Below are 14,792 nucleotides of genomic sequence, written 5' to 3'. Positions count from 1 at the left end.
TTCTGTATTTCTACCTTTTCCAGTGCTTTTAATTAATTCTTTATTTTTTAATTTTCTAATAATTTTATAACTGGCTTGAGGAGAAATGTTTAACATCTTTTGAATATCCTTATTTTGAATATGCTTTTTTTCTTCAAGAAGAGTCAATACAGAAATTTCATTTGGGGTTAATTCAATAGTATTGTCATATTTTGATGTGATTTGATCTAACTTCAATACTTCAGATTTAACTTTATCAATTGAATATAGCACACCTTGACAGAAATATTCCAACCAATTTGTTAAATCATGGTTTTTATCTGCACTTTTAAGTGCATCAACATAAGCTTGCCTATCCTGATTGTAATATTCGTCCAAAGTAAAGTAGTTATCAATATTAAACTTATGGATTGACAATATTAATGTTGCCATAAGTCGGCTGGTACGTCCATTTCCATCAATAAATGGGTGTATACGTACTAATTCATAATGAAGAATTCCTGCGATAATGACCGGATACATTTCATCTGTTGAATTGTTTAGCCAATCCAATAGCTCATCTATCAAACCAGGTACTTTATAAGCATCTGGTGGAATATAATTTATTTTTTTAGTGTGTAGATTGCCAATGAATACCCGAGTGTCCCTGAATTTACCTTCATATTCTGGATTTTTTAATAAGTCTTTAGTGAGATCTTTATGCACAGACAAAATTGTGTTTTTAGTAATGATTTTATCGGAATATTTATTTAAATTGTTCAATACATTGAAATAATTCAATACCTCTTGTTCTGCTTTTGTTGTTGGTTTTTGATTGTTATTGATTAATGTTTTTACTTCTTCCAAGTTTAAAGGATTTCCTTCTATTGATGTTGAATAATGTGAAGACTTAATTAGAGCATCCTGTTTCAATTTAGTGTCATATAATGGGATAATTTTTGCATTGCTAATAATTTCTTTAGCCGAAGCGATTTGTGCAATATACTTTACAATTTTATCGGTATACTTAAACTGAGGCTCAAACATGTTATCAACTTATTTTTCTTAATTATTATAATTATATGTGGTTGATGATTAAGTATTTTTTGGTTGATGATTAATTTTTTTAAATTCTTTAAAATACTTATTTTATGATTTAAAGAGTTTTAATAAAAAATAAAAAAATGGTTTTGGTTGATGATTATGACTCAAAGTCATATAAACTGATATTTATAAACCGAACAATTTTTAATCGAAATTATTGAAGGAATATATTTCAAACAGGTAAAATAATGATAAGTTTTTAAAGAAAAAATTAAAATCAGAACTGAATAGCCCGTAAAGTTAAAAATTAGACCCTCCCATCATCTTAGGGATGGGTGGTTTAAAAACCTATAGATTTAACTATAAAAAAAATGAAATAATTAAAGTTGATTTTAGATAACTTTTCATATAAACAATATCTATTTTACTAACCTTATAACAAATATATTCTTAATGAGCAATGAAGAAAAAGAGTATGTTAAAACTACGACTAACATGAGAAAACCTTATGTCATTCTAATCGGAAGCGCATCAGGAATCGGAAAATCCACTATAGCTGCAGAACTGGCTAAAACATTAAATATCAAGCATCTAATAGAAAGTGACTTTCTAAGGGCGGTTGTTAGAGGCATAATCGGTAAGGAATACGCACCGGCACTGCACAGTTCATCATATGATGCGTATAAAAGCATCAGAAACAAAAGCAGATACGAAAGTTATGATGAATTAATCGCGGCCGGCTTTGACGACCATGCATCCTATGTCATTCCTGCAGTTGAAAAGGTTATTCAGAGGGCCATTACCGATTATGACGATATAGTTATTGAAGGGGTTCATCTGGTTCCCGGATTAATCGATACCGAGCAATTCGAGGATGAGGCCAACATCTACTTCTTTGTCCTGAGTTCAGATGAGGAATCCCATAAGGAACGCTTTGTTAAAAGAGCAGTTCAAATACACAGAGGAGGAAAACAGCTGGATTTCTTTAAAGAAAACAGAATTATTCATGACCACCTATTGGCTCAAGCAAAAGCAAACGATGTTCATGTAATCAATGCAGAATCAGTTGACAAGACTTTGGAGAAAATATTGTCTGTAATCAACAAATCCTGCACTACAATTAAGCTGACCAACAGCGTTGACGAACTGGAAGATGTCATCAACATCATAATCACTGAGAATAACGGATGCCTTGAAAAAATCACCTATAACCTCAAAGGATTTAAGGAACCGTTAATGAGAAACATTAATGTAAGTGACAGTGAATCCGCCCAGAAATTTATAAAAAATATTAATGAAGATGAAAGCAAAAAAGAATACTTGGAGGAATTATATAAATTATCCGAGTACAGACAGACAACCATCTGTGCATCAAGTCGGGAAAAAATAGATAAAATTATTAGTCAATTAAATGAAAGGGGATATGTTTTAAATGAATGATGAGACAATCAATGAGATGATTATCAAATGCCCTGCATGCGGCATTGAAGGCGTTGCAAAGTCAATAATGAAAGAATTGGAAATACCTCACTTTGGCCAGGTTATGGAGACAACACTCCTATGTCCAAACTGCGGATTCAAGCACTCAGACATTATTGCATTGGAACATAATGACCCTGCAAAATACGTCATTGAAATTAATAAAAATAACTTATCTGTCAGAGTTGTCAGATCACAGTCTGCCACAGTCATCATCCCAGAAATCGGCATCAAAGTGGAGCCTGGTCCAAAATCCGAAGGTTATGTTACCAACATCGAAGGAGTTCTTACCCGCTTTGAAGATGCAGTTAAAAAAGCACTGAATTTGTTTGAAGATGATGAATCTCAAAAAAATGGAAAAATAGCACTCAATGAACTTCAGGAACTTAAAAAAGGGAATAAAACCGCCACTTTGATAATTCTTGATCCGTTTGGACAAAGCAATGTGGTCAGTGAAAATGCGGAAGTTCTGGAAATCCCTGAAGACGAATTGCGTGATTTGAAAACGGGATTCAGCGTTATTGAAGATTAATCAAAAAAATTCTTAAGATATTGCACACACCTACAACCTAAAACCATCCCACTATCATTCCCATGATATTTTAAAAGAAAAACTTAATACTCTATGCAATATATTTTGATTATAAGATATTGGGGGAAAGATTACGAAATTTAAAAAACATTTTATTTTAATTTTCCTGATTATCTGTTTATTCAGCATTGGAAGTGCATATGCGAATAACATTAATGAAACAGATGTTGGAAATCAGTACATGAATGTAATTGATGAAGAAATCTTAAGTGAACACGCAGGGACATTTACGGATTTAGCTAATGAAATTGAAAACGCAAATGACGAATTAAACCTAACAAGTGATTATATTTACTCTAGTGATGATTCAGGTTATAATGGAATCACAATCAATAAAAAAAATCACTATAAACGGTAACGGATTTACAATAAATGGTAATAATAACTCAAGAGCATTTTACATTAATCATACTGATGTTATTTTAAATAATATTACTTTTGTGGATTGCAAACTGGCCAGCACCAGTCAAAGCGAAGGTGATCATGGTGGTGCAATCTATTGGAACGGAGATTACGGTATTTTAAGCAACTGTAATTTCATAAATTGTTCTGTTTCAACAACCTACCTAGATGCAAGCGCATCTCCATCAGGTGGAGCTATTTTTTGGGAGAGGATCCAACGGTACATTAAATAAGTGTAGTTTCGACAATTGTAGTGCCTCCTCTTTTGGATTACATGTATTTGATGCAAAATCAACCCCTACCGGAGGGGCAATTATGGAGAGGTGCCAACGGTACATTGAATGATTGCAGTTTTGAAAACTGTTTTGTTTCATCTATATATATATACTGCACTCAGTGGAGGAAGCATTTTCTGGAACGCAGATAACGGTACTTTGAATAATTGCAGTTTTAAGAATGGTTATGCCGCAGCAGGTCCTAATAAAAATTCCGGAGACGGAGGAGTGATTAGATGGTATGGAAGCTATGGTAGCCTTAACGGTTGTACCTTTGAAAACAACCACGCCAAACAGGATGGTGGTGTCCTCTACTGGAATGGTGCCAGATGCAGTTTAAATAACTGCAGTTTTATAAACAGTTCTGCCGGCCAACAGGGAGGAGCAATCTATTGGGATGCCAGTGAAGGTACACTGAATGGTTGTAGTTTCGTGAATAGTTCTGCAGAACTGAGTGGCGGTGCCATCACATGGAACCGTGAGAAAGGTACATTAAGAAATTGCAGCTTTGTAAACAGCCGTGCCGAATATAGTGGCGGATGTATTAGAGTAACCGACGACTTTTTCTCAATTTATGATTCAAAATTTGTAAACAGCACAGGTTACTCCCAAGAAGGCGGAGCCATTCAAGGTGATGGAAATCATGCCTTGATTTACGACTGTAGTTTTGAGAACTGTACATTAATACCTAAAAATTACGAATCCAACGATGGTGGCGCAATTAGATATGAAGGCTTCAATTGTACTATTTCCCACTGTAGTTTCATTAAAAATAATGCTACATTTGCCGGTGCAATAATGTTGGATGGAGATAACGGCACTGTTTCCTATTGTTATTTTGTAAACAACACTTCAAAATACGATGGTGGTGCTGTATATCTGAGTGGAACCAATGGTAAGATTTTCGATTGTGTTTTTGAAGAAAATACCGGGCATTACGGAGGCGCTATTAAAATGAGTTCAGGATATGGCTCCATTTCCAATTGTGAATTTGTGAATAATCATGCAGGTTATCAGGGAGGTGCAATATCTTTCACTGGAAGCAATGGCGTTGTTTATAATTGCAGTTTCATTAACAATAGTGCAGATACCAAGGCGGTGCTATCTACTGGGATGGTGCAGATAATACCGTTAATTATAATATTTTTATAAATAACGGTGATGAAATTTATTATGAAAGAGTTTCCGGCATGAATACTGATTATAATTGGTTTGGAAACAATGCCACTAATTATGCGCAACAACCTAATATCCCGAATTGTAACATATGGCTGTTTTTAAATGCGACAGCTGATGAAAGTTCCCTGCTCATTTCACAGCCTGAAATTATCTTCAGATTATATGTTTATGACCCTAATCTACATGAAATAACAGAATTTGAGGATTCTTTAAAACCTATTAATTTGACAATTACTGCAGCAAACGGTAATGTAAATAATACTCAAGTCGATTTGGGAGAATGCATTAAATTCACCCCGTCCGATGTTGGTGCATGCAGCGTAACCGCAAAAATAGAAAGCTATGCATACACTTATGAATTTGATATAGCGAAAATGAATCCTGAAATGGAAATTGAAAATCAGGAAATTCCATATGGAAACAATGTAAACATTACTCTTATTTACAACACTAATGCTACAGGAAAAGTTAACATCACATTAAACGGTAAAAAATACACTCAAACATTTACTGATGTTGATTTAAACACTATAATTTCATTAGGAGAAGTTTTGCCTGACGAATACAATGTTATCATTAAATATTCCGGTGATGAGAAATTCTTCAATGCTACTTTATATGCAACATTAATCGTCAATAAGCTGGATGCAAACCTAGCATATGAGTCAATGACCATTCCATACAGTGAAAATACAATAATCACACTCACATACAATGACACAGCAACTGGAAAAGTCAACATCACATTAAACGGTAAAAAATACAATCTGACATTCACTGATGTGGATTTGAACAAAACAATCGCATTAGTAAACGTATTGCCTGATGAATATAATGTTACTGTCCTATATTCATGTGACGATAAATTCATTAATGCAACTGCCAATGCAACATTGACAGTCAACAAATTGGACACCAATATCATTTGTGATTCTATCACAACAGCATATAACAGTGATGATTACCTGATTATTACTTTAAAGGACATTAACGGCGAACCAGTCAATGACGTTACCTTGACAGTCGACTTTAACGGCAGTATTGATAATTACACAACCGAGAACGGTACTGTAAAAATCCCAGTTAAAGGTTTGGCTCCAGGAAATTACACAGCCATGATAACTTTCAATGAAACCAGCATATATCTTGGATCTAATGCAACTGCAAATGTGACTGTCATCAAGGCTTCCGCTGAAATGTCCTCAGATGGTTTGACAACAGTATATCAAGTGCACAAATACCTTAATGTTACCTTAAAAGACGCTGACGGAAATCCTATTACAAATGATTATGTAAACATTACCATAAACGGAGTAACATACAACTGCAAGCTTGATGAAAACGGAAACGCAGAGTTAATCATCAGGCTAAACGCCGGAACATACAAAGCAACAATAACCTTTGAAAACGGAAACTACAACAAAACAACAATCACAACCAAGGTTGTTGTTAAAAAAGCAACTCCTAAACTGACAGCTAAAAAGAAAACATTCAAGAAATCCAAAAAAGTCAAAAAATACACTGTTACCCTAAAAAACAATGTTGGAAAAGTGATGAAAAAGGCTAAATTAACTATGAAAGTTAAAGGAAAAACCTACAAAGCTACTACAAACAGCAAAGGAAAAGCAACCTTTAAAATCACAAAACTAACCAAGAAAGGAACATTCAAAGCAAAAATAACATACAAAGGTAACAAAAACTACAACAGATTAATTAAAACAGTTAAAATTAAAATCAAGTAGGTGCCTTTCGCCTACTTCCTTTTTTCTTTTTTTCAGCACGCAAACTTTTGATTTTGCAGTGAAATATTATTAAAAAATAGTTCGACAAATACCTCTGAAAAGCATGGCAACACCATACTTCTGGCGTATTTGGTAAAAAGATAGAAAGAATATGACTATTCTTCCTCTTCTTCTTCCATTGATGCTGTGAAGCTTGCGAATTTGTCTTCTTCTACAACATCTTTTAATTTTAAGGTTTTTTGTACATCCATAGCTAATGCGTTACAATCCGCTTTGATAGCTTCTAAATGTAAAAGAATTCTTTCTTTTTCTTGGTTGATTCTTTCAATGTTGGTGTATGGGTAAGTTGACTCTTTAAGCATTTCATACTCAATTGTAGTATATGGGTAATCATTCAATTGCTTACATACATTTTTAAGAACTTCACCTAAGAATTTGTTCATTTCGACTTTTACCCTTTCCCTGATCATTTTGTCGTCATCGAGATTTTCTTTCATCAGACGTACAACTTCAGCTTTAGCGAAAGGTAATTTTTCTTCATCTTCTTCAGGAAATTCATCAATCATTTCTTCTTCAGACATAATTACACCTCTTTTGAGTTTTAAAATATTGAGTCAATCGATAATTTTTAATGAAAAATTATTATTACATCAATATCTAAGTAAATATTTATTGAAGGTTCTATATAAAGGTTTTGATTATTTTAGAGAAATCGAGCAGTATTCGACTAGTTCTTCAACCAACATATAAAATAATCAATCGTGAAATTAATAATTCGAATAGTTGAAAAATTTTGAAAAACCGTTTTAAAAAAAATAAAAACAGTAGCATGAATGCTACTTTAATAAACTATTTCTTTGATATTTTGAGGCTCGGAAAAAGCACTATAAAAACTGATGAAATCAGCAAAATCAATATGGGATTGGCTGTTTTATGGATTTGAACTATAGATGGAATTTTTTTAACTGAATTTCCACCATGTGGAATATCTGTATCGTTTGAAGGATTATCCACTACCTTTACAATGGCAAAATCATTGTTGTTGGATAAATCATAATCAAACGTGCCGCTAGTGACATTAACACTATTGTTAAGTATTCCTGAACCCATTGCAATCGCCTTGACGAATAGCTTTGCAGATTCGCCATACTTAAGAGCATCTATTGACCAAACATTGCAGGATTTATTGAATTTTCCTTTTGTGGCCTTAAATGATTTCAGTTTTAACAGACCATCCAGAACTTCGCTAACCCTAATGTTTTTTGCGGTGTCAGGACCGTTATTGACAATTTCAATAACATATTCAATTACATCACCAACCTTATAGTCATATTTAGATGCAATTTTGGTAATTGACAAATCACTTGCCTGGCCGACATGGATTGACTCTTCAGCGCGATTGTCTGATTCATCCAAATCCAGTTCATCACCGGAAATTCTGGCCAGATTAACAAAATCGCCTGTTGATGTGACCTTACACATAATCTCTATGGACTTTTCCTCACCGACATCAAGGCTTGCGATTTTCCATATGCCCTCGGAGAACCTGGAATTTGAACTGACAACTGTCAAACCTTCTGGCAAAATGTCCCTGACAATGACATTATGAGCGACGTTTGGACCCTTATTCAATGCCACTAATGTCCATTTCACCATTTCGCCATAATTTGGGGATTTATTGTCGACCATTTTTACAATTGACAAATCCGCAACAGGCCTGACATAAATCATGTCTGCATCATAATTGTTAGACATGTTCCAGTCATATTCCTGGGCTTTGACAGTGGCATCATTGATAACCTCTCCCAAAGCATCGGTTATAGTTGTAATGTTGAGATATGCGGCTTTTCCAACATTCAGAGAACCTATATCCCATACATCCCCTTCAAAAGTTCCCTTGCTTGAATCATGACTTAAAAATATTAATTCGTTTGGCAGGATATCCTCTAAAATCGCTCCGGTCGCATCATCGGGGCCGTTATTTTTAACAGTTATCATCCAATTGACGATTTCGCCGAATAACGGGTTAGTGTTGCTGACTTCAATCATCACCTCCAAATCAACAGCCAAAGGAACATCGACTGATTCATTGTCCCTGTTGTTTTCGGGATTATAATCGTATTCACCGGCATAAATCTCTGCAAAGTTGATGATTTCACCTGTTTTTTCAACCAGGCATAGGATTTCAAGCGTTTCGACATCCCCTCTGTTTAGACAGCACACAGACCATATGCCTTCATCATAAAATCCTTTTGTTGCATCATAGCTGATTAACTTTAAACCTTCGGGCAGTTTATCCTCAACATAAACGTTTGTCGCCGTATCAGGCCCCATATTGGAAATCACCAATGTCCACTTTACCAGATCCATATAGTTCGGAGCGATGTTATCCACCAGCTTAACAACCGATACATCGGCGGATTTTTCAACGTCGATTATTTCTCTGTCAAAGTTATTGGTTGAGTTGTAGTCATGTTCATGTGCACTGACCGAAACGTTGTTGGAGATAATTCCTGTTCCATTGACCATGCATTCTATATTCAGAACATAGGATTCATCCACATCCAGCTGGTCAATAAAGAGCAATCCTGTCACAGGGTCATAGTCCATCATGCTGTCATCCTCAAGCCATATTAGTGAATCGGGAAGAAGGTCACTTACGACGACATCATGGGCGATATCCGGTCCATGATTTATGACCTCAATTGTCCAGGTGATTTCATCTCCGTAATTCGGGTTTGAATCGGAAACTGATTTTGTCACTTCCAAATCTGCTGCCGGATTAACGAAAATCGCCTGGTCATCCTCATTGTTTGTCAGATTGTAATCGTATTCATCTGATGAGACATTTGCATAGTTCAAGAAATCCCCTGTCGTTTCGACCAAAGTGATGATTTTGATGATTACCTTTTCTCCCACGGAAATTTCATTAATGGTAAAAATATCATCATCATAGGATCCTTTTGTTTGAGTTGAACTGACGTATGCAAATCCTTCCGGCAGCAAATCGATGATGCGGACATCTGTCGCATTGTCTGGGCCGTTATTGTGTACAGTTAAAGTCCACTCTAAAATGTCCATGAAGTTAACGTTGCTTGCATTCACTGTTTTTTCAATGGTTAAATCACATGCGGGACTTACAAATATCCTTTCGGAATCATTGTTGTTGGTTAAATCATAATCGTATTCATCTGCGTTTGCTGAAACGTTGTTTTCAATCAAGCCTGTGGCGTTGACTATGCATTCGATATTTATTGCTATTTTTTCCCCTGCTTCCAATGTTTCTACAATCCATTTTCCGGATTTTGCATCATAATCCCTGTCGCATCCCACATAAATCAGGGCTTTTGGAAGAATATCATACATTTCCACATCATGTGCCGCATCGGGTCCGTTGTTTGATATTTCAACTGTCCAGATTACATGGTCCATATAATTTGGCCTTGAATTTGAAACGCTTTTCTTGACGGCGATATCTGCTGCAGGATTTATGAAAATGCCCTGTTCGGCACGATTGTTTGTCAGATTTGTGTCGAACTCATTTGAAGTGACATTGACAGCATTGACTATTCCACTGGTAGTGTTTATAATCGTAGTTATATCGAATGTGAATGTTTCATTGACCTTTAAACCTTCAAGCACAAGCATTCCTGTTTCCGAGTCATATAATCCGTTTGATGTATCCCTCTGCCAAATCAAACCTTCAGGCAAAACGTCATATAATCTGACATCAGTTGAATCGTTCGGCCCGTGATTTGTAACCGTTATTGTCCATGTAATCACATCTTCAAAATTGGCCACATCCCTTGAAACTGATTTTTTGACCTCATTATCTACCTTGGGACTTACAACAAAAACTGTCTCGTTTGTGATTGCTTTGTAGTAGGTGTCCTCAAGGTGTTTTGCCAGAACAAAATATCTTCCAGGTTTCAGGTTATCCAGATTTACTGTGATTTCGCCCAGATATGAAGTGTTTCCGCTTCCATTATAGACTACGGTTCCATCCTCATGCTCGACAGATAGAAAAACATTGATATTGTACTCTCGGCTATCCTGGTAGAGTTCCCCATTATCCGTAGCTCCGGACACAGGATTTTCCCCGTCAATGACTATGTTGACATTGTCTGCAGCGTTATATATTGCATTGGATACTGCCAGATTATCAAAATCGCCGATGTTATTTCCTCCAAAAAGAACCACCCTGATTTCTTCGCTGTCTCCGTAATATATGTCCCTGGCATGGATTGGCAATTGATAAACCCATGCCTGATTCTCAAACAGTTCATTATTCTCCAATGTGAGCTTTTTGCCTTCCCTATCATAATAGATTGCACTGCCGTTTCTTGCGGTATTGAACCTGAATGAATTATTCTTTACAAAGGCCTGTGAACTATTGATGTAGATTGCTCCTCCCAATCCGTCGTCAAATTTACTTACATCCGGAATTGCCTCATTGGAAGTGAATGAGGAGTTTTCAACAACAGTGTTCTTGCCTTCGATATAAATTGCTCCTCCATCAATGCATGCTCTGTTTGAATCGAAAGCCGATTCTCTTATTGTTACATTTTCGGCCCTTCCATAGATGGCGCCTCCATTTTCAGATACATTGTTTTTTTTAAAATTTGAGTTCTTAATCAGGATATTCAGACCATTTGCCTGAATTGCACCTCCCATCGGAGCGTCATTTCCTTCAAAGTTGCAATCCGACACTGTCAGTTCCATGTAGTCATATAGAAATCCTGTTGATAGGGCTCCTCCGAACTGGCCTGCGGTGTTGTTTACGAATGTGCAGTTTTTTATTTCACCGGATCCGTGGAATGTCAATGCCCCTCCTTCATCAGCGAAATTATTTATAAATATACAATTAGTATATGAAGTTCCGCTACGTATGCAGCCCGCTCCTCCATGAGAAGGCTCATCAAAACTTATTGCACTATTATTTATGAAGATGCAGTTTGTCACCTTGCCGTTTGAACCTGGCAAATCAATACCGACCTGTATTGCTCCGCCATAGCTGGCCTGTTTTCCTTTTACCCAATTATCCTCAAAAATCGAGTTTTTCACTTCAGAATCTCTACCATACATCGTTAATGCGGAACCTACGGAATTGCCTTCAAAATTTTCATAATATCCTGTGTTTCTCCTAAATTGACAATTATCGACAATTAGGCCTGATGCAATATCCAAATCGTATCTGGTATTGATTGCACCTCCCTTATTGGCATGATTGTCTTCAAAGATGCAGTTTTCAAATCTGATGTTTTTTGCGCTGACAAAAATGGCTGAGCCCACATCCCCTTCACAATTTATGAATTTCAGATTCTTGAATACCGTGCCTGCGGAAGTCTCATAGACATAAAATGCCATGGCCAGATGTTTTCCGTCCAATACCGCCATGGAATCTGATTTTATCGTTAGCTGTTTGTTTAGAAAAATGCGGTCATTGCCGTTTGAGTGATAAGTTCCCTTCAATAGAATTGTATCTCCGTCTTGAGCCGCATCGATTTCATTCTTGATGCTGGCGAATGTATTTCCGCTTGGCGTTCGTGTTGCGCCTAATATTTCCTGTGAATCCACCTCCAGAATGTTATTGTCTTGAGAATTTAGTGGTTTATCTTCTACATCCAAATCTATTCCTATTTCGCCACTTTCATTAACATCCACAGCATATGAATATTCCATATTGAAATTTATGGATGTGAAAATTAAGCAAATGACAAGTGCTGCCAATAGGATATATTTGCTAATAGTCATCTTTCCATTATGTTTAAACATTTTAAATCACCTAATCTGAGGACGATTACAAATCTATTAATTAACAAAAAGCTATTAATTAGCAATTAAACTTTTTATTTCAAGTTTTGATTAAAAAATAATAATCTTATGTATGAAATTTAAAAATAACCTCAAATTTATAGGAACAATCATTGAATGATTGCCTAACACAAATTATTTTCTCCAAACAACCTGACCAAATTTGCGGTTAATTTCAATTAAATATTGAGAAATTAAAATTTTCAAACCAATCCAAAATTTACCTCAAAATAAAAGATAATGTCTTTAAATCCTCAAAATAACTATTAAAAGGATTATTATTTAAAATTATGTATACAAATAGCTTAAAATTGAAATAAAAATGAAATTACACAGTATCGATTAAATATTAAAATAGGTATAGAAAAAATATTTTATTGATAAAGATTATAATTAAAATATGAATTAATCTGAGGGTAATGAGAGATATGAAAAGAAAAATAGCAATACTGATAATGGCCATTTTAATATTAGCTCCAGTAATGCAGGACGTTAGTGCTGCAAAAACAGTATTTATTACTTCTGATAATATTATTGACCACGATACAGACTTACAAATGTTAAATTCCATCAAAAGTTACATTGAGGAATTAAGCAACGGAGAATTCCAAGTAATCGTTGACAATCAGGCACCAGGACCTGGAGAAGGATGGCGGTCCATAGCAGTGACAAGTGATGTAAGTATCAATCTGGCTGCTGCAGATGCCGGAAACTACCTGCAATTGGCCACCTCAACAGTTAACTCCGATAAACAGATAATCATAGTCAATACCGGAGATTACGATTTGGACAACAACACCAACTTCCTAAGAAGAGCATGGGACGACAATTACTCAAATGAAAGTTTTGCCGGAATGCACGACCCAGGCACATTTCTTAAAAATGCAGGCATATACTATGTTCAGCCAGCCATAAAGTATCCTCAAAATACTGAAGACGGCTGCATATCAAGATATGATGAAGAAATGAATAAGGATATAGCGCAGGAAATAGTAAACATAATAAACGCTCATGAAAACGATACAAAAACCTTAAGTGATGGATTGGTTGCTCAAAATATCCTCAAACCTGCAGTAATGGCCAATGCAAGCAAAGCCCTGATAAACAGTAATGACACTGAAATGAAAGGAACCTACGGCAATTATACTGCTCCTCAACTCTTATATCAGACTAGTTCATATTTAAATGGAAACGGCCTCGATTTCCCAAAATCATACGATGAACCGGAAAATCCTTTAGGCATTTCCTTTTTAGCAAAAGATTCATATTCCGTTTATGACTATTTCAAAATGGGAGGAATAGTTAAGGAGTATATGGATCAAAATGGAAGAGCTCCGGATTCCATTGAATACGATGGAGCACATATAAGTTATTATGACTTGGTTTATAACTTTGCAAAAATTACCCAAAACCATACAGATACAAAACATATGGGTTTTGAAAACGAATATCACTTCGATAAAGTAAACGATTCAATACTATTACACATCTTCCCATTCGTATTAATACTATTCGTGTTATTCCTAGTGTATCTGTTCTGGAAAAGGATAAGAGGTTATTAATTAAAGATTATTGAGGAAATATTTATGAAAAGATACATATCAGAATTATTAGGAACCATGGTTCTTGTCCTATTTGGATGTGGAAGCGCCGCCATAGCAGGTTCCGTTTTAGGTAATTTTGGAATTGCAATGGCATTCGGATTATCAATTATAGCTATGGCTTACGTAATTGGAGACATCTCAGGATGTCACGTTAATCCAGCCGTCTCTATCGGCATGTGGATTGACGGTAGAATGGAAACCAAAGACTTGCTAATGTATATTGTATTCCAGTGTATTGGTGCAATAATAGGTATTGCACTCCTTGCTGTTATCATCAACTGTGCTCCAACTCTTGGAGGCTATACAGCAACCGGCCTCGGCCAGAACGGATTCGGTTCCGCTTCAAGTGTGGAATTAAATGCAATGGGAGCAATAATTGTTGAAATCATATTGACATTCGTATTTGTTTTCACAGTACTTGGAGTAACCAAAAAAGCGGAAAACAGTGCCGTTGCAGGTATCGTGATCGGTTTAACCTTAGCATTTGTCCATATTTTGGGCATACCTTTAACCGGTACATCCGTAAACCCTGCACGCAGTTTAGCGCCTGCATTATTCCTTGGAGGCCAAGCTTTGGAGCAGCTTTGGGTGTTCATATTGGCTCCAGTCATCGGTGCAATTATTGCAGGAGTAATATACAGAGTCTTAAGCGCAGAGGAAGCTTAAATCCTCTATTTCTTTCTTTTTTTAAAATATCGAAAAA

10 protein-coding genes are annotated in these 14,792 nt (G+C 35.7%); 7 read left to right on the top strand and 3 right to left on the bottom strand.

Features of this window, described 5'->3' with window-relative positions:
- Positions 1-1,005: Fic family protein (locus tag IJF99_RS04445; RefSeq protein WP_292792482.1), on the bottom strand; the 1,005-nt coding region annotated here is incomplete at its 3' end.
- Positions 1,006-1,497: 492 nt separating this feature from the next.
- Between IJF99_RS04445 and IJF99_RS04440 the strand changes: the two genes are divergently transcribed.
- The 5 genes from IJF99_RS04440 to IJF99_RS04420 all read left to right on the top strand — a co-directional run bounded on the left by IJF99_RS04440 (position 1,498) and on the right by IJF99_RS04420 (position 6,671).
- On the top strand, positions 1,498-2,442 hold the full coding sequence (locus IJF99_RS04440; protein WP_366931249.1) for a 3H domain-containing protein: 945 nt from the start codon (positions 1,498-1,500) through the stop codon (positions 2,440-2,442).
- Positions 2,435-3,013, top strand: coding sequence for a ZPR1 zinc finger domain-containing protein (locus IJF99_RS04435; protein WP_292792477.1), 579 nt, complete (start codon positions 2,435-2,437; stop codon positions 3,011-3,013). Before IJF99_RS04440 ends, IJF99_RS04435 begins: the two co-directional genes overlap by 8 nt.
- A gap of 362 nt (positions 3,014-3,375) precedes the next feature.
- Positions 3,376-3,708, top strand: a complete 333-nt coding sequence (locus tag IJF99_RS04430; protein ID WP_292792474.1) for a hypothetical protein — start codon at positions 3,376-3,378, stop codon at positions 3,706-3,708.
- 108 nt (positions 3,709-3,816) lie between these two features.
- Positions 3,817-4,902: a right-handed parallel beta-helix repeat-containing protein gene (locus IJF99_RS04425; RefSeq protein WP_292792472.1), complete on the top strand. Its 1,086-nt coding sequence runs from the start codon at positions 3,817-3,819 to the stop codon at positions 4,900-4,902.
- Between the two features lie 38 nt (positions 4,903-4,940).
- Positions 4,941-6,671, top strand: a complete 1,731-nt coding sequence (locus IJF99_RS04420) for a hypothetical protein (RefSeq protein ID WP_292792470.1) — start codon at positions 4,941-4,943, stop codon at positions 6,669-6,671.
- A 155-nt stretch (positions 6,672-6,826) separates the two neighbouring features.
- Here the strand turns inward: IJF99_RS04420 and IJF99_RS04415 are convergent, their stop codons facing one another.
- Together IJF99_RS04415 and IJF99_RS04410 are read right to left on the bottom strand one after the other, a co-directional pair.
- Positions 6,827-7,252: a hypothetical protein gene (locus IJF99_RS04415; protein WP_292792468.1), complete on the bottom strand. Its 426-nt coding sequence runs from the start codon at positions 7,250-7,252 to the stop codon at positions 6,827-6,829.
- A 268-nt stretch (positions 7,253-7,520) separates the two neighbouring features.
- Positions 7,521-12,446, bottom strand: coding sequence for a hypothetical protein (locus tag IJF99_RS04410; RefSeq protein ID WP_292792466.1), 4,926 nt, complete (start codon positions 12,444-12,446; stop codon positions 7,521-7,523).
- A 467-nt stretch (positions 12,447-12,913) separates the two neighbouring features.
- Here IJF99_RS04410 and IJF99_RS04405 point away from each other — a divergent pair, with 467 nt between their 5' ends.
- Together IJF99_RS04405 and IJF99_RS04400 are read left to right on the top strand one after the other, a co-directional pair.
- Positions 12,914-14,047, top strand: coding sequence for an adhesin (locus IJF99_RS04405; protein ID WP_292792464.1), 1,134 nt, complete (start codon positions 12,914-12,916; stop codon positions 14,045-14,047).
- A gap of 24 nt (positions 14,048-14,071) precedes the next feature.
- The gene (locus IJF99_RS04400) at positions 14,072-14,755 is read left to right on the top strand and encodes an MIP family channel protein (protein ID WP_292792461.1); all 684 of its coding nucleotides are present in this window, start codon (positions 14,072-14,074) and stop codon (positions 14,753-14,755) included.
- The last annotated feature ends 37 nt before the right edge of the window (positions 14,756-14,792 follow it).

Origin of the sequence: Methanobrevibacter sp. (assembly GCF_017406825.1) — an archaeon.
In the GTDB taxonomy this organism is placed as follows: domain Archaea; phylum Methanobacteriota; class Methanobacteria; order Methanobacteriales; family Methanobacteriaceae; genus Methanocatella.
This window is presented reverse-complemented; position numbering and strand designations above follow the sequence as displayed.

Excerpts from the sequence above, each read along its gene's own strand:
- IJF99_RS04400 (WP_292792461.1), top strand. The coding sequence starts at position 14,072 with ATGAAAAGATACATATCAGAATTATTAGGAACCATGGTTCTTGTCCTA.
- IJF99_RS04415 (WP_292792468.1), bottom strand. The coding sequence starts at position 7,252 with ATGTCTGAAGAAGAAATGATTGATGAATTTCCTGAAGAAGATGAAGAA.
- IJF99_RS04435 (WP_292792477.1), top strand. The coding sequence starts at position 2,435 with ATGAATGATGAGACAATCAATGAGATGATTATCAAATGCCCTGCATGC.
- IJF99_RS04420 (WP_292792470.1), top strand. The coding sequence starts at position 4,941 with ATGAATACTGATTATAATTGGTTTGGAAACAATGCCACTAATTATGCG.
- IJF99_RS04410 (WP_292792466.1), bottom strand. The coding sequence starts at position 12,446 with ATGTTTAAACATAATGGAAAGATGACTATTAGCAAATATATCCTATTG.
- IJF99_RS04440 (WP_366931249.1), top strand. The coding sequence starts at position 1,498 with ATGAGAAAACCTTATGTCATTCTAATCGGAAGCGCATCAGGAATCGGA.
- IJF99_RS04405 (WP_292792464.1), top strand. The coding sequence starts at position 12,914 with ATGAAAAGAAAAATAGCAATACTGATAATGGCCATTTTAATATTAGCT.
- IJF99_RS04425 (WP_292792472.1), top strand. The coding sequence starts at position 3,817 with ATGATTGCAGTTTTGAAAACTGTTTTGTTTCATCTATATATATATACT.
- IJF99_RS04430 (WP_292792474.1), top strand. The coding sequence starts at position 3,376 with ATGATTCAGGTTATAATGGAATCACAATCAATAAAAAAAATCACTATA.